Origin of the sequence: Pseudooceanicola antarcticus (assembly GCF_900215355.1) — a bacterium.
Taxonomy (GTDB): domain Bacteria; phylum Pseudomonadota; class Alphaproteobacteria; order Rhodobacterales; family Rhodobacteraceae; genus Pseudooceanicola; species Pseudooceanicola antarcticus.
Window position 1 is genome coordinate 24,746 of sequence record NZ_OBEA01000007.1, and the last position, 15,540, is coordinate 40,285.

The window sequence follows — 15,540 nt, forward strand, 5'->3', positions numbered from 1 at the left end:
AACACCCCGCCGGCTTACCCCCTTTCGGCAATGTAGCTGCTCAGAGAAACCGGCCCGCGATCAATCGCGCGGCGGCGGATTGCGCGGCGGTTTCTCGTCGCGACGCTTCAGCCCCTGTTCCAGCCGGTCCGCGAAGGCGGCGCGCTCTTCGGGGCTCATTTGCAGGATACGGTCCATCAGCGCCCGCTGGCCCGCCACCTGCAGGCGCATCGCGGCCTGGCGTTGCAGCTCGAAGCTGCCCCGCAGGGCCTCGGGCTCGAAGGGCTCGGCGCGCAGGGCCGCCAGCACGGCAGCGTATTCGGCGCGGCGGGTCCGGTTCTCGTTCTCGCCCCGGCGCATGGCGCGGAAGACCTCACGGCCGATGATGCGACGATCCTTCTCGGTGAGCGCGAAGGTCAGCGCCCCACCGACCTGATCAGGACGCGGCGGCGGGCGGAAGGGGGCACGGGTCAGGAAGCCGATGATCAGCCCCACCACCGCCAGGTTCAGCGCCAGGGAGGCAAAGAGCAGGATTCGCAGGCCAGCCCCGAGGCGCGCCCTCGGGGCGCCGGGCGGCGACGTTTCGGGGCCCGTTTCGGGGTTCTCGGGAGTGCTCATCAATCAGCCCTCGCTGTCCAGGAAATCGAATGCGGTGGTACTGTCCACCAGGTAGGGATTGCTGCTGACCGAGCTGCCCAGCAGGGTCTCGAGCGAGCTCTCCAGCGCGTCCGGGGGCATGACCCCGATCCAGAGCCCGGCCACCGCCACGGCGCCAAGGCCCGCCAGCGCCGGCAGCCCGCCAAGCGCACGGGAAAGCTGACCCCAGAAGCCGCCCCCCAGGCCAGAGAGCACGCCCTGCCCCATCCCTGCGCCCGCAGGCACCAGCCCGGCTGCGGCCAGCGGTGCCGAGCCTCCGGCCGTCGCCCGAAGCCGCTGGCGCCGGGCCGCTTCCTCGGCGGCGCGGTCAGACTGCAGCTGATCGGCATCGCCCAGGATTCGCGCCGAAAGTCCCGGCGGCAGCCCCAGGTCATCGGCCCCGGCAGCCTTCGGGGCCTCGACATCCCGCGCCTCGGCAAAGAGCGCTTCCAGCGCCGCGTCGGGCAGCATGTCCTTGTCCTCGCGATCAGTCATCGTGATACCCCAGTTCCTCGCGCCGCGCTGCCAGAAGGCGGCTCAGCGCCCGTTTGCCCCGTGCGGTCAGGCTCTCGACCGCCTCGGTGCTGATCTCCAGGATCTCGGCAATCTCAGGATTGCCCAACCCTTCCAGGTGGCGCAAGACCACCGCCTGCCGCTGCCGGTCCGGCAGCTGGTTCAGCGCCCGTTGCAACGCATCCAGTCGCGCCTGCGCCTGCAATGTCTCCTCGACCGGGGCCGAAGGATCCTCGGGCTCAGGCAGATCATCCAGACCCGCCCCGCCGCGCCTGCGCCGCAGCCGGTCGGTGCAGAGGTTCGCCGTCACCCGGTAGAGCCAGGTCGAGACCTTGGCCTCGCCCCGCCGCCAGTCGGGCGCGATGCGCCAGAGCCGCAACATCGCCTCCTGCGCCACGTCCTCGGCCTCGGCCCGGTCCCCCAGCATCCGTTGCGCCTGGGACAGGACACGCGGCGCCAGCCGGGCGGTCAGCAGACGCGACGCCTGGCCGTCCCCGTTGGCATAGAGCACGAGGAGCGCATCGTCGGGTATGGCGTCTGGATCATCGAGTGCCATCTGCTGCATGCCAGTCGGGCTATCCGTTTCCGCGTGGCCTGTCCACGCATGGGTCAGTCTCGGGGGCAGGACGCCCCGGTTGCAGTGCCCGAGCCCGACGGAAGGGGGACGATCCTTCCGCCGGGCCCGGAGACACCCTCCGCGACTGGGGGACGCCGCGGATGTGCCCGACGTAAGGGGGCGGCTCTGCACCGCTCACGACGGATCTGCCGCCCGGCCCGAGGGCCGGACGCGCTCCTCAGCCGGCGTCACGTCCGCCGAAGAAGTAGAAGAAGGGCGGGCGCTCGCCGCGGGGGCCACCGTCGTGCTGGCCCGGACCGCCCGGTTTGCCGAAGCGCGGGCCCTTGTCATGGCCTGCGGCCATCTTCTCGCGGGCGGCCTCGAACTCGGCCTCGCTGATCGCGCCATCCGCATCGGTGTCGAGCCGGGCGAACATGCGATCCCCGCCGCGCGGCGCGTCCGGGGTCAGCTCTTCCAGGGTCAGGCCGCCGTCCTGATCGGCATCGGCACGCTCGAACATCTTCAGGACCATGCGTTCCATGCGGTTCTTGCGCTGCGCCTCGGCCTGGGCCTCGAGCGCGGCGATCATCTCGTCAGAAGTCACCACCCCGTCGCCATCGGCATCGGCCAGGGCAAAGCGCTCGGCCATACGGGCCTGGCCCTGGGCCTGGATCTCTTCCGCGGTCAGCTTGCCGTCGCCGTCGGCATCGGCCTGGGCGAAGTCAAGGACCGGACCTCGCGGCGGGACCGGGGCCTGGCCCGGATCTTGCGCAAGTGCAGAGGTGGCCAGTGCCGCGATGGTGAGACCGCCAAACAGGATCACGCGTTTCATGTCGTCTTCTCCTCTTTCCCTTTTCGGGTTGATCGGGCGGGGGGCATCCCGTCCGCATCTGGAGGTAGAACGGCGCAGCCCCGCGTTTCCGTCGCACCCCAGGTCGCTTTTTTCCCGACACGGCCTAATTCATTCCGCAAGCGGCCCCATGGTCTTGCCCAAGGTTCTGAAAAGGCTTTGAAACCTGATAGCCTGCGCCAATCCGCGCAGGCGGCGCTTTGCCTCATGGCCGCGCGCCCCGCATTGAGGATGATGCGAAGAGCTGCCGAAAAGCCCGCCCGACCCCTGATGGAGCCCCCGATGCAGGACAATGCCCAGACCCGGTCCCCCGTGGATGCCAAGAGCGCCGAGCGGCCGCTTGGCCCCGCCCTGCGGCGTGGCTGGCGGCGCAAATGTCCCAATTGCGGCTCGGGCCCGATGCTGAAGGGCTACCTGAAGGTGCGCGACCATTGTCCGGTCTGCCGGGAGGATCTTTTCCATCATCGCGCCGACGACGGGCCAGCCTACATGACCATCCTCATCGTCGGCCACCTTGCAGCGCCGCTTCTGGGCACCGTCTGGATGGCCTGGCAGCCCGAGCCGTTGGTGCTCTTCACCATCTTCGCTATTGGCACGGTGGCCCTGTCTCTCTACCTTCTGCCAAGGCTCAAGGGGGCGATGGTCGCCTTCCAATGGGCCCGCAGAATGCATGGGTTCGGCCGCGAGAGCTGAGCCCCGGAGAGACGCCGATGCCCCAAAGCGCGCAAACGCCAGCCCGCGATGTGCCGATCCGTGACGCGGCAACGGTGATCGCACTGCGCGCGCGCAAGGGTCAGCGCGAAGTGCTGATGGGACAGCGTGGCGCCAAGGCCGCCTTCATGCCGATGAAATTCGTCTTCCCCGGCGGCGCCGTCGATCCGGAGGACGCCGAGGTTCCCCTGGCCGCTCCCCTGCCCCAGCCCTGCGCCCGCCGCCTGGCCGAGGATGCCCGACCAGAGCTCGTTCCTGCCCTGGCCGCCGCCGCGATCCGCGAGCTCTGGGAAGAGACCGGCCTGGTCCTGGGCCGCCCCGGCGCCTGGCCCGACGCCCCCGCCGACTGGCAGGGCTTTGCCGCAACCGGGCACCGCCCCGACCCTTCGGCCTTGCGTTTCGTCTTTCGCGCGGTGACGCCTCCGGGGCGGCCGCGCCGCTTTGACGCCCGTTTCTTCACCCTGGACGCCGATGCCGCGATCCGGGGCGACCTCGAGGACTTTTCGGCCGCCTGCGACGAGCTGAGCCACCTGCAATGGATACCCTTGCCCGAGGTGCGCGCCTTCGATCTGCCCTTCATCACCGAGGTCGTGCTGGCCGAGATCGCCGCAAGCGAGACCGGAGAAGCCCCGGCCTCGGTCCCCTATTTCGCCCAGGACGAGGAAGAACAGCTCTTCCGCAGGCTGGGCGGGCGCTCTCCGCTGGTCAGCTGACCGCGATCAGCGCCAGGACAGAGCCGGTGATCAGGGCGATGCCGCCCAGCTCCTTGCCCGAGACCTTCTCGCGGAAGAACAGAACCGAGGCGAGCAGCGAGAGCACGACCTCGAACTGGCCTACCGCGTAGACCAATGCGGCGTTCTGCAGGGTGAACCCGGCGAACCAGCAATAGGAGCCCGCGACCGAAGTCAGCCCGACCCAGATCGTACGCCGCCAGCCGCGGACGACGCGGGTGATCTCTCCGCCTTCGCGCAGCAGCAGCCAGGCGCCCAGGATCACCACCTGCGAGGTGACCACCACGAGCAGGGTCAGCAGCGCCCGCGTCGCAGGTTCCGCCGGGATCAGCAGCGAGGCCCCGCGATAGGTGACCCCCGACAGCGCAAAGAAAAGCCCCGAGGCAAGGCCCAGTACCGCGGCCCGATTTGCGAGCCGTTGCAATCCCTTGCCGCCAGGAAGATCGGTCAAAAGCAGCACTCCGGCGAGGCCGGTGAGGATGGCGGCAAGCGCCAGGGCGCTGATGCTCTCGCCCAGGATGGCCAGGCCCACGAAGGCGGTCAGCAGCACCTCGGTCTTTTTGAGCGTCACGCCGACGGCGAAGTTGCGGCTCTTGAAGAGGGCCACGACGCAGATGGTGGCCAGGATCTGGGTGATCCCGCCGACGATGGCGTAGAGCCAGAAGAGCGGTGGCACGGCCGGGAAGTTGCCGCCCTGCAGCGCGAAGGCCAGCCAGACCAGCGGCGCGGCCCAGAGGAACCGCGCGAAGGTGGCCCCGGCGGGGCTGAGCCCGCTGGAGGCGAGCTGCTTCTGCAACATGAAGCGCACGGTCTGGAAGACGACGGCGGCAAGGGTGAAGGCGATCCAGGGGGTCATGCTGCCCTAATGCGCTATTCCCCCGATCTCTGCCAGAGAGGATGCGGCACCGGGTCCTTGGCCTGGGCGAAGTAGCGTCGGAAGACCTCGGCGTAATTTGCGTAGCGGTAACCTTCGTTGCGTCGCAGGTAATGCTCTTTCCGCTTCGCGTAGAGGGCCGGCAGATCGTACCAGGGGCGGTTCGGGTGCATGTGATGCACCACGTGGAAATTGTTGTTGAGGAAGAGCAGTGCGAGCGGCCCGCGATCCTCGATGATCACCGTGCGGGCGCGGGCCTTCTCATGGGCCTGGTGTTCGAGAAAGGTGCGGATCTTCAGCAGGGAATGCGACAGGTAGGTGCCCAGGGCGAAGGCCCAGAGCGGCATCGTCGCGACCTCTGTCAGCCAGAGCGCGACAAGCGCCAGCGCCGGCACATGCCAGAGCCAGCCGCGCAGGACCTGCGGGTCGCGCAGCGCCGTCTGCGCCTCGAGCGCGATGAAGCTGGCATTGCCCACCAGCGGGCCGATCAAGATCCGCCCCAGAAGCGTATTGTTGATGCGCAGCAAGAGCTTGCGCCAGGACGGCAGACGCGCCCAGACGCCGGGATCAAGGAAGTTCGACTCCGGATCATCATAGGGATCGGTCAGGATCTCGTCGTGGTGATGCGCCAGATGCGTGGCCTCGAAGCGCAGGTAGGGCACGGTGATCGAGAGCGCCGGAAAGACCAGCGCCAGGTTCAGCAGACGATTGCGGAAGGGGTGCCCATGGATCACCTCGTGGCTGAGCGAGGAATGCAGCGCCGCGGTGATCGCAAGCACCACGATGGCCAGCGCGAGCGAGATCCCCGCAAGCCAGGTCGTCGCCGCGATCCAGCCTCCGTAGCAGAGCAGGAAGAGGCCCAGAGTAGGCCATTCCACGGCAGGCCCTCGGCGATCACGCATCGAGGCGCCCCCAACGGATGCGGGCCCAGATGCGCTCGTAGATGACATATGTGATCAGCCCCAGGGTAGCATTTATGAACGCCATGAGGCCGCCCGTGGTGACCGAGCCGGTAAAGGCCAGACCCACGAGGCTCATTATGACGAATCCAAACAAGGTCCAGAGGATGCCCTTGAGAAGGCTCCGCGTCTTCGTTTCCATGATGTCCCCTTTTGACACCAAGGTAGGGGGGGCAGCGGCGGATCGGAACTCGGGATCTTGTTAACAAATCCAGCATTATGTGATTTAATTCACAATATGATGGATAAAGTCGACAAGAGAGAACGTGCTCACGCCTTCCGCCACCGCCTGCGCGAAGCCATGGGCGAGAAGGCGATGAGCCAAAGCGCCCTGGCGCGGCGCGTCGGCGTGGATCGCTCGACGATCTCGCAGCTACTTTCGGGCGATTCTCCGCGTTTGCCCAATGCGCAGGTGGTCGCAGAATGCGCCGCGGCGCTCGGCGTCTCTGCGGACTGGCTGCTGGCGCTTTCCGAACGGCCCGAGACTGCGGCGGATCTGCTGGCGGCTTCGTCGCGGATGACCGAGGCGCCGCGCGCCTTGATCGACGAACAGATCTTCGCCTGGCACCAGGAAGCGGAAGGCTACAAGATCCGCCATGTGCCTGCTGCCCTGCCCGACATGTTGAAGGCCAACGCCTTGCTGGAATGGGAATATTCACCGCACCTGGGTCGCACGACACAACAGGCCATCGGCGCCTCGGCCGACAAGCTGAGCTGGATGCGCAACGCCTCCTCGGATTACGAGATCGCCCTGCCCCGGCACGAGATGATCGCCTTCGCCACCGCCACAGGCTACTACGCGGACGTTCCCGCCGATATCCGCGCCGAGCAGATCGACCGTTTCGCCGACCTGCTGGAAAGCCTTTATCCACGAATGCGCATGTATCTTTTCGATGCCCGGCGGCTTTATTCCTCTCCGGTCACCATTTTCGGTCCGCTCTTGTCGGTCCTCTATATCGGCCAGAACTACATCGCCTTCCGCGACACCGAACGCGTGCAGGCAATGACCGCGCATTTTGACTACCTGGTGCGCGAGGCCTCGGTGGCCTCCCGCGTGCTGCCGGAATACCTGCGAGAGCTGAAAGACTGGATCTGAGCCTCAGGCGATCAGGTCCTGCGGGCCATCGGACACATCCTGCAGGGTCAACCGGCGCAGCAGCGCCTCTCGCAGGGGGGGCGGCAGATTGCGCGCGGCACCATCCGAGAGCGCGGCAAGGCCAAGAGTTTCCCCAACCAAGGCAATCACTTCTGATCCAAACTTCACGCGGTAGCTGAGTTGGATCGCCCCTTGTTCCACGGTCAGAAGCGCAACCTCCAGACGCAGGGGGCTGGCAGTCGGCAGTGCCATCGGCTGGTCGATCCGCTGCGCGGCGAGGCGTATACGCAGGTCATGGGCAGCCAGCGCCCCGGATCCGCACCCCAGCTTTTCCAGGAAAGCATCCCGCAGGGGGGACAACAGGCGGGGTAGGCATTCGACCGGCGCATGTCCCATGGGATCAAGCCAGTCGAGCGGGATCACCCGCGTCACACCCAGCCCCGGCGGACCGGGCAGCGGCGCTCCTTCGATCCTGGCGAGACCTTCGGGCCGGTTGCGCAGGCCCGAGACAAGGGCCTTGTCTCGCCGCGCAGTCAGCCCCTCGAGCGAGAGCACCCCCTGCTCGTCCATCTGCTCGCGGAGCGCGCGCCCCAACTCGACGCTCGGTTCCTCGTTCCCGCATTCGTTTGGCCAGGGCACGGGCAGGGTCTCGCTACCTGCGGCAAGGCGCCCGCTTTGGAAAAGCCCCAGCTCGGCCCAGACCGGCCCCAGCCCATGGCGCAGCGCCATGTCGATCTCGGAGGTCACGGCTGCCCCGTCGCGCAGCAGGCCAAGCGCCTCGCGCCAGGTCGCCTCAGCCAGACGGCCGGCGATATGTCCGGCGCGTTCGGCACGCAGGCGCAGGGGGACCATGCCGATGCCCTCCAGCACCTCTTCGGCGCGGGCGATCCGTGCCGCGCCATTGCGGGCGCTGACGCTCAATTCGACCAACGGCACGAGATAGACCGGATCGAGCGGATGCGCGGTGACGATCTGATCAGGACGGTTCGAGAAAGCTTGCAGATCCGACACCGGGAACACCGAGCTCGAGGAGGCCAGGATCGCACCCGGATCCATCTTCTCTTGCAGGGATTGGTAGACTTTCTGTTTCAGCTCAATGCGTTCCGGCAGGCTTTCCTGCACCCAGTCCGCCCCGTCCACGGCCTGGGACATCAGCGGAACCACTTCGAGACGACCCTCAGGCGGAAGCGCTTCGTCAAGAAGTCCCGGCAGGCTTGCGCGGGCGCGCTCCATGGTCTTGCGCAGAAGATCTTCGGCTGCCGGATCAGGATCGAAGACCCGGACGTTCCATCCATGAAGACAGAAGCGCGCCGCCCAGCCTGCGCCGATACGACCGGCCCCTATGATCGCGACGACGGAGGGCATCAGAAAACCTCTGTGCCGAGCCGCGCGACAGGCGGCAAGTCAGTCATATCCGATAGAAGAACCACGGCACCTCTCACCCCTTCCGCGTAGCAAACGCGGTCCGGGGTGAGCGGACAAGGGCGCAATCGCCCTGCCCCGGCATTCGCGCAAGAGTGTTGCGCGGCCGACGCAAGCTCCCGCTAAAAGGGCATCGGATGTGCCTTGTAGACCGCGTCGAGATCCTTCAGCACCTCTTCCGAGAGCTCCAGGTCGACGCCATCGAGGATGCGTTGCAGCTGCTCCATGTCCGTGGCGCCGAAGATGACCGACGCGGTGAAGGGGCGCTGTGCGACCCAGGCCAGGCACATGGCGACCGTGTCGAGGTCATGCTTGAAGGCCACGTCGATGTAGTCGTCGATCGCGGCGAAGGCACGCTTGGTAGCGCGGCCGCCCAGGTCGGGGTTCAGCGTGATGCGCGATCCCTTGGGCTTGGCCCGCCCCTGGTACTTGCCCGTCAAAAGACCGGCGGCAAGAGGCGAATAGGCCATGAGGCCCACGTCTTCCATCAGGCACAGCTCTGCCAGATCGCTGTCGAAATGTCGGCAAAGCAGGGAATATTCGTTCTGGATGGTCACCGGGCGCAGGACGTCATCGCCGGCCATCCGCAGGTATTGCGCCATGCCCCAGGCGGTCTCATTGCTGAGCCCGAAGGCGCGGATCGTTCCACGTTTGCGTTCCTTTTCAAGCGCCTCCAGGCATTCATGAAAGTTCTCGAGCACCGCATCCCGGTGCAGGCCCGAAGGGTCGTAGCCCCAGATCTTGCGGAAGTGGTAGGAGCCGCGATTGGGCCAGTGGAACTGGTAGAGGTCGATGTAGTCGGTCTTCAGGCGGCGCAGCGATCCCTCGATCGCCTCGTTGATCGTCTGGGCCGAGATCGGCTTGCCCTCGCGGATCATCATCTGGCCTTCGCCAGCGTGCTTTGTTGCAATCACCACCTCGGAGCGATGACCGCGGCTTTTCTCCAGCCAGAGGCCGATGATCCGTTCGGTCCGACCGATCGTCTCTTCGCGCACGGGATTGACCGGATAGACCTCTGCCGTGTCGATGAAGTTGATGCCGCGCTCGAGAGCTGCATCGATCTGCTGATGCGCCTCCTTGCTGCGTGTCTGATTGCCCCAGGTCATCGAACCGAGGCAGTAATTCGTCACCTCGATCCCCGTGCGGCCAAGCTTTACCTTACGCATGTCCCGTCCGTTCGCAGCTTTCTGATTGTCCTAAGGGCAGAAGGTTACGATTTTCCTTCGGGTTGCAAGGCGATTTCCGGCAATTGCGCCTATGCCCCTCCCCCGCTCCAGCTGTCTCCAAGTGGCCGTTTCGGCAGGACCCGCTGCGCGAAAATGCGCAGACCGGGGGCTGTAACTCTTCAGGAAAAACGCCACATGGTAGTGTAGTGGACACGGTCAACTTGATTTCGACCCCACGCAGAATGAAAGGAACACCCCATGGAACTGACATTTGACGGCAAGACCGCCATCGTCACCGGCGCGGCCTCTGGCATCGGCGCGGCGATTGCAGAGGCGCTGGCGGCTTCGGGCGCCACGGTCGTTGTGGCGGATCTGAAGGAAGAGGCCGCCGAGGCCGAAGTCGAGAAGATCGAGGCCGCTGGCGGCAAGGCGCTGACCTTCGTGGGCAACGTGGCCGATCCGGCCTCGGTCGAAGCCATGGTGAAGTTTGCAGAAGAAAAGACCGGCGCATTGCATCTGCTGGTCAACAACGCCGGTATCGGTGGCGCCGCGGCACCCGTCGGCGAATACCCGATCGACAGCTGGAAGCAGGTGATCGACGTCAACCTGAACGGCGTCTTCTACGGCATCCGCTTCGCGGTGCCGGCCATGAAGGCCGCCGGTGGTGGCGCCATCGTCAACATCGCCTCGGTTCTGGGCTCTGTCGGCATTGCCAATTCCTCGGCCTATGTGACCACGAAACACGCCGTCGTCGGGCTGACCAAGAACGCGGCGCTGGAGCATGCGGCCGACAACATCCGTGTCACCGCCGTGGGACCGGGCTTCATCCACACCCCGCTGGTGGACGCCAACCTCGACGAGGCCTCGCAGGAATTCCTGGCCAGCCAGCATGCCTTCAACCGCCTCGGCACCCCGGAAGAGGTCTCCTCGCTGGTGCTCTACCTGCTGTCGGACCAGGCAAGCTTCGTCACCGGCTCCTACCACCTGGTGGACGGCGGCTACGCGGCACGCTGACTGCTGCAGGGCCCCCGCCCCGGCACATTTCACCCAAGATCAAGGGCTGCCCTGCGGGCGGCCCTTTTTATTCGGCAGCGGGCGGGCTATGAGGCGGGTCAGCCCCTTCGGGGAAAGCAGCTTTCAAGGAGGCGTCCATGGCGCGGCATCTCATCACTTCGGCGATCCCCTACATCAACGGGATCAAGCACCTCGGCAACCTCGTGGGTTCTCAACTGCCCGCCGACCTCTACGCGCGCTACCTGCGCGGGCGCGGCAACGAGGTGCTCTTCCTCTGTGCAACCGACGAGCACGGCACCCCGGCAGAACTTGCCGCGGCCAAGGCCGGCAAGCCGGTGGACGAATACTGCGCCGAGATGCATGAGGTGCAATCGGGCATCGCCGAGGGTTTCCGGCTCAGCTTCGATCACTTCGGACGCTCGTCCTCGCAGCGCAACCAGGAACTGACCCAGCATTTCGCCGGTGTCCTGGACGAGCAGGGCCTCATCCGAGAGGTCTCTGAAACGCAGATGTACAGCCCCACCGACGGGCGCTACCTGCCGGACCGCTACATCGAAGGCACCTGCCCCAATTGCGGGTTCGACAGCGCCCGTGGCGACCAATGTGACAATTGCACCAAGCAGCTGGACCCGGTCGACCTGATCAATCCGCATTCCACCATCTCGGGTGCCACCGACCTCGAGATGCGCGAGACCAAGCACCTTTACCTCTGCCAGTCGCAGATGAAGGACGAGCTGGAGGCCTGGATCGACAGCAAGTCCGACTGGCCCGTGCTGACCACGTCGATCGCCAAGAAGTGGCTGAACGATGGCGATGGCCTGCAGGACCGGGGGATCACCCGCGACCTCGACTGGGGCGTGCCGGTCAAGAAGGGCACCGAGGATTGGCCCGGCATGGAGGGCAAGGTCTTCTACGTCTGGTTCGACGCGCCCATCGAGTATATCGCCTGTTCCCAGGAATGGGTCGATGCGGGCAAGGGCGAGGACTGGCAGCGCTGGTGGCGCACCGATGCCGGCGCCGAGGATGTGACCTACACCCAGTTCATGGGCAAGGATAACGTCCCCTTCCACACCCTCTCTTTCCCCGCCACCATCCTTGGCTCCGGCGAGCCCTGGAAGCTGGTCGATTACATCAAGAGCTTCAACTACCTGAACTACGAGGGCGGCCAGTTCTCGACCTCGCGCGGGCGCGGGGTCTTCATGGACCAGGCGCTCGAGGTGCTGCCGTCGGATTACTGGCGCTGGTGGCTGCTGAGCCATGCCCCCGAGAGCTCTGACGCTGAGTTCACCTGGGAGAACTTCCAGGCCTCGGTGAACAAGGACCTGGCCGATGTGCTGGGCAATTTCGTCAGCCGCGTGACGAAGTTCTGCCGCTCGAAGTTCGGTGAAGTGGTGCCCGAAGGCGGCAGCTACGGCGCGGCGGAAGAGGCCCTGCTGGCAGAGCTGACCGAGCGGCTGCAGCGCTACGAGCAGATGATGGACGCCATGGAAGTGCGCAAGTCGGCGCAGGAGCTGCGGGCGATCTGGGCGGCTGGCAACGAATACCTGCAAAGCGCCGCCCCCTGGGCCGCCTTCAAGGAAGACCCCGAGCGCGCCGCCGCGATCGTGCGCCTGTCGCTGAACCTGATCCGGCTCTACGCCGTGCTCTCGGCCCCGTTCATCCCCGACACCTCCGCGGTGCTGAAAGAGGCCATGAAGCTGGACAGTCTCGACTGGCCCGGCGACCTGAACGAAGCGCTTTCGGCCCTGCCCGCAGGTGCCGAATTCACGGTCCCCGAGAACCTCTTCCGCAAGATCACCGACGACGAGCGCGAAGAATGGCAGCAACGTTTCAGCGGCAAGCGCGACTGAGCCCGCGGACCGAGGTTCAAGGACACCGCAATACGAGTTGAGGAAGAGGCGCCCCAGGTTCGGGCGCCTCTTCTGTTTTCGGCTCATGTCTCGCGGCAGCGTGCTCTCTGCAAGAACTTGCTCGCTCCGGGGAAGTCGCATCGAGGTCTGACCTGGTGAGGTCAGTTGGCGACAGGTTTCGCCTCAGCCTCCGGTATCGCGAATTCGGTCGGCAGAAGGTTCGGACGGCAGAAGGTCTGTGCTGTCCTTGCGGGGCCTTTCGGGGCACATTCTGTCGCCGCAAGATTGATCGACGCAACGCGCCTCTTTGCAGGCTCTGTCGTTGCAGGATCTGTGGTCGCAACGGCCGCATGCGCGAGAACCACGGGCGCAGGGTCTGTCGTTGCAGGAACTGTCGGCAGAAAGGCGAACGCTGCAAGCGCCCGTAGGTGCGAGGGCCCTCGCTGGAGGGACTGTCTTGTCAGGTGTCGCCAGCACGGGTCCTGTCTTCACCAGCCCTGCGGGATCAGGCCTATGCCAACCGCCCCGAGGCTGCCGACCCTGCCCGCGTGGCTCACGCAAGCTTCTGCAAGGGGTCAGAATTCCTCCCAGCTTGCGGCACCGGCCTCAGCGACCCGCGCGCTTTCCGACGGGGCACCAACCGCGCTTTTGCGCGGCATCGGCGCGACCGGGGCTTTCGTCCCCTTCTCCTTGCCGCGCTTGCGTCCTCCGGGGACCCGCACCTCGTCGACACGGAAACGGCTGGCGGCCTCGACGAGAGCATTGGCTTCGCTGGTCAGCGCATGGCTTGCGGCGGTTGTCTCCTCGAACATGGCGGCATTCTGCTGGGTGACCTGATCCAGGTCGTTCATGGCCGAGTTGATCTCGTTCAGGCCACTGGATTGCTCTCGTGCAGAGCTGGCGATGGAGGCTACACGGCTGGAGATATCGACCACGGAGGTGACGATCTCATCCAGCGCCTCGCCGGTACGATCCACCAGCTCGACCCCCGAGCGCACGTGATTGCCGGAGCTGGAGATCAGCTGATTGATCTCGCGCGCGGCATCTGACGAGCGCTGTGCCAGGGCGCGCACCTCGGTGGCCACGACGGCAAAGCCACGTCCCGCCTCCCCCGCCCTGGCCGCCTCGACGCCCGCGTTGAGGGCCAGCAGGTTGGTCTGGAAGGCGATGTCGTCGATGACCGAGGTGATCTTCGAGATCTCCTTCGACGAGGATTTGATCGCATCCATCGCGGAAACCGCCTTCCGCGCGACTTCGCCGCCCGTCTCCGCCTTGCTCTGGGCAGTGGCGGCAATCTGGCTGGCCTCATCGGCCCCGGAAGCGGCGGATTTGACCGAGGCCGTGAGCTGGTCCAGCGCGGCGGCGGTCTCTTCCAGCGTGGCGGCCTGCTTCTCGGTTCGCCGGGCGAGGTCATCGGCGGCATTGCTGATCTCGCCGGCCTCGCCGCGGATGGACTCCGAGTTCTGGATCACCGCGCCCATGGCCACATGAAGCGCTTCCACCGCCTGGTTGAAATTGGTCCGCAGCTGTTCGTATTCAGCGCGGAACGGGTCGGGGATCGAGACGGTCAGGTCACCATCCGCCAGCTGCCGCAGCCCGACCTTCAGCTTGTCGACCACCAGCTGCTGCTGTTCGGCGGTCTCGCGGCGCTCGATCTCGGCATCGCGCATGGCGATGTGGCTATCGGTGATGTCGGAGCCGATGAAGACCATGCGCTCGATCTCGCCACGGCCATCGATCAGCGGGCTGACGCTGCCTTCGACGTAGATCTCACCCTGTCCCTTGCGCATCTTGAACTTGCCGCTGATCGCCTTGCCCTGTTTCAGCTTGCGCTGCTCCTCCTGGCGGTCGCTTTCGGTCACGCCGACCCATTGCATGAGATCCAGCGCAAAGACCCCCTGCAGCGCGGCAAGATCCGTGCCGAGAAGCTCAAGCAGGCGTGCGTTGCAGGCAGAGAGCCTCTGGTCGGCGTCGAAGTCGATCCGCAGCTGGTGGGATTCGATGGAGCCCAGCACGGCCTCGTTCAGCTTCTCGGCAGAAATGTCGTTGAGCTCCAGCACGAAGCCGATCGGCTCTCCCTCCTCCGAGTCGACGCGGTTGATATAGACCGCGATCAACACATCGCCCCACCTGACATCGCCGGAATAGGGCAGGCCCTTGTGACCATTGGCAACGTCTTCGAGAATTGCGCCAATGCCCGGCAGCCGCCCTGCGGGTTGATCGACGATCCGGGTGGGATCGAAACCGGACCAGGCCTCTCGAATGCGTTTGGCAGAGCCTTCGAGGATGCGGGTGCAGGCGGGATTGGCGAAGGCGATCAGCTGCTCCTTGTCGAGCAACATCAGGGCCGAGCCGGAGGTATTCACCGCCGCGCTCTTGAAGGCATTCTCGCGCGCCGTGCCCTGCGCCGCGCCCAGCTCGTCGCGGAAACGCTGCAGACGGTAGGCGATACGGCCGATCTCGTCGCCGCGCCGGGTGCCGTGGATCTGGACGTCGTAGCGGCCAAGGGCCACTTCCCCCATCTGGTCGGCCACCCGTTGCAGCGGCCGCGAGATATAGCCGTAGAACATCACCGCCGCCGAGATCAGGGCGACCAGGAAAATGCCGAGACTGGCGAGACCGGCCATCAGCATCTCCTGCATTGCCGCAGCGATCCGCAACGCGGGCGTCCATTGCGAGACGAAACTGCCCACGACGGTCCCGTCAGGTCCGTAGAAGGCCGGCGAGGCCCAGAGGCCCGCCTCCCGGTCCGCAAGGAAGGTGCCGGTCGCCAGGGCCTCGGCCGCCAGGGCCTGCGCCGCCGCCGGGACGAAGCCCTCGATCCCGGTCTGGTAGAGCACTTCGCCGTCAGAGCGCAGCAGCATCGCCCCCAGCACATCGCCATTGAGCTCTGCGATGAAGCCTTCGAGCATGGGCGAGACGGCCTCTGTCCGGCCGAACTTTGCGGCACCCGAGAGGTTGCTGGCGAGGCCCTTGGTGGTTTCCACCGCGCGGATCTCGGTCCAGTCCTCGATGGTGCTGACCGTGTGCCGAATCCAGAGCACCTGCGAGAAGGCGACCACGATCAGGATGCAGACCGCAACGATGGCCGTGGCCCGGAAGAAGGTCGTGCGGAAGAAGGGTATCCTGCCCGAACTGCGAGAGCTGTCTGGCAAGCGGGCCGCGGCGGCGCTGGTCATCTGC

At 66.0% G+C, this 15,540-nt stretch carries 15 protein-coding genes; 5 read left to right on the forward strand and 10 right to left on the reverse strand.

The genetic code is table 11. The annotated features are described in order from the left end of the window. Positions 1 to 60: 60 nt before the first annotated feature. The 4 genes from CRO50_RS16430 to CRO50_RS16445 form a co-directional block, all read right to left on the reverse strand. The gene (locus CRO50_RS16430; RefSeq protein WP_097147025.1) at positions 61 to 597 is read right to left on the reverse strand and encodes a periplasmic heavy metal sensor; all 537 of its coding nucleotides are present in this window, start codon (positions 595 to 597) and stop codon (positions 61 to 63) included. A gap of 3 nt (positions 598 to 600) precedes the next feature. Then, positions 601 to 1,110 carry a hypothetical protein gene (locus CRO50_RS16435; protein ID WP_097147026.1) on the reverse strand — a complete coding sequence of 170 codons (510 nt, stop codon included), beginning with the start codon at positions 1,108 to 1,110 and terminating at the stop codon, positions 601 to 603. Continuing rightward, on the reverse strand, positions 1,103 to 1,693 hold the full coding sequence (locus CRO50_RS16440; protein ID WP_097147027.1) for an RNA polymerase sigma factor: 591 nt from the start codon (positions 1,691 to 1,693) through the stop codon (positions 1,103 to 1,105). The genes CRO50_RS16435 and CRO50_RS16440 overlap by 8 nt, the downstream gene beginning before the upstream one ends. Before the next feature lie 229 nt (positions 1,694 to 1,922). Then, a complete protein-coding gene (locus tag CRO50_RS16445) occupies positions 1,923 to 2,516 on the reverse strand; it encodes an EF-hand domain-containing protein (RefSeq protein WP_097147028.1) in 594 nt (197 codons plus the stop codon). A 300-nt stretch (positions 2,517 to 2,816) separates the two neighbouring features. On the opposite strand from CRO50_RS16445, the gene CRO50_RS16450 reads away from it, so the two are divergent. Together CRO50_RS16450 and CRO50_RS16455 are read left to right on the forward strand one after the other, a co-directional pair. Beyond that, positions 2,817 to 3,227: a DUF983 domain-containing protein gene (locus tag CRO50_RS16450; protein WP_097147230.1), complete on the forward strand. Its 411-nt coding sequence runs from the start codon at positions 2,817 to 2,819 to the stop codon at positions 3,225 to 3,227. A gap of 17 nt (positions 3,228 to 3,244) precedes the next feature. Further along, a complete protein-coding gene (locus tag CRO50_RS16455; protein ID WP_097147029.1) occupies positions 3,245 to 3,958 on the forward strand; it encodes an NUDIX hydrolase in 714 nt (237 codons plus the stop codon). Here CRO50_RS16455 and CRO50_RS16460 read toward each other — a convergent pair. Genes CRO50_RS16460 through CRO50_RS16470 form a run of 3 tightly spaced genes read right to left on the reverse strand, consistent with a single transcriptional unit; the run spans position 3,951 to position 5,951 of the window. Next, positions 3,951 to 4,832, reverse strand: a complete 882-nt coding sequence (locus CRO50_RS16460) for a DMT family transporter (protein WP_097147030.1) — start codon at positions 4,830 to 4,832, stop codon at positions 3,951 to 3,953. The genes CRO50_RS16455 and CRO50_RS16460 overlap by 8 nt on opposite strands. 14 nt (positions 4,833 to 4,846) lie before the next feature. Further along, positions 4,847 to 5,752 carry a fatty acid desaturase gene (locus tag CRO50_RS16465; protein ID WP_097147031.1) on the reverse strand — a complete coding sequence of 302 codons (906 nt, stop codon included), beginning with the start codon at positions 5,750 to 5,752 and terminating at the stop codon, positions 4,847 to 4,849. Next, positions 5,745 to 5,951 (reverse strand): DUF2061 domain-containing protein, encoded by a 207-nt coding sequence (locus CRO50_RS16470; RefSeq protein WP_097147032.1) that lies wholly within the window; start codon positions 5,949 to 5,951, stop codon positions 5,745 to 5,747. The genes CRO50_RS16465 and CRO50_RS16470 overlap by 8 nt, the downstream gene beginning before the upstream one ends. Before the next feature lie 96 nt (positions 5,952 to 6,047). Between CRO50_RS16470 and CRO50_RS16475 the strand changes: the two genes are divergently transcribed. Beyond that, complete coding sequence (locus CRO50_RS16475) at positions 6,048 to 6,905, forward strand: helix-turn-helix domain-containing protein (RefSeq protein ID WP_097147033.1); 858 nt, start codon at positions 6,048 to 6,050, stop codon at positions 6,903 to 6,905. 3 nt (positions 6,906 to 6,908) lie between these two features. Here CRO50_RS16475 and CRO50_RS16480 read toward each other — a convergent pair whose 3' ends face one another. Next, a complete protein-coding gene (locus CRO50_RS16480; protein WP_097147034.1) occupies positions 6,909 to 8,270 on the reverse strand; it encodes a 3-hydroxyacyl-CoA dehydrogenase NAD-binding domain-containing protein in 1,362 nt (453 codons plus the stop codon). A 179-nt stretch (positions 8,271 to 8,449) separates the two neighbouring features. Continuing rightward, complete coding sequence (locus CRO50_RS16485) at positions 8,450 to 9,493, reverse strand: aldo/keto reductase (protein WP_097147035.1); 1,044 nt, start codon at positions 9,491 to 9,493, stop codon at positions 8,450 to 8,452. A 258-nt stretch (positions 9,494 to 9,751) separates the two neighbouring features. Between CRO50_RS16485 and CRO50_RS16490 the strand changes: the two genes are divergently transcribed. Together CRO50_RS16490 and metG are read left to right on the forward strand one after the other, a co-directional pair. Next, on the forward strand, positions 9,752 to 10,507 hold the full coding sequence (locus CRO50_RS16490; RefSeq protein WP_097147036.1) for an SDR family NAD(P)-dependent oxidoreductase: 756 nt from the start codon (positions 9,752 to 9,754) through the stop codon (positions 10,505 to 10,507). Between the two features lie 137 nt (positions 10,508 to 10,644). After that, positions 10,645 to 12,357 carry a methionine--tRNA ligase gene (gene metG / locus CRO50_RS16495; RefSeq protein ID WP_097147037.1) on the forward strand — a complete coding sequence of 571 codons (1,713 nt, stop codon included), beginning with the start codon at positions 10,645 to 10,647 and terminating at the stop codon, positions 12,355 to 12,357. A 575-nt stretch (positions 12,358 to 12,932) separates the two neighbouring features. On the opposite strand, the gene CRO50_RS16500 is transcribed toward metG, so the two are convergent. Continuing rightward, complete coding sequence (locus tag CRO50_RS16500) at positions 12,933 to 15,536, reverse strand: methyl-accepting chemotaxis protein (RefSeq protein WP_097147038.1); 2,604 nt, start codon at positions 15,534 to 15,536, stop codon at positions 12,933 to 12,935. Between the last annotated feature and the right edge of the window lie 4 nt (positions 15,537 to 15,540).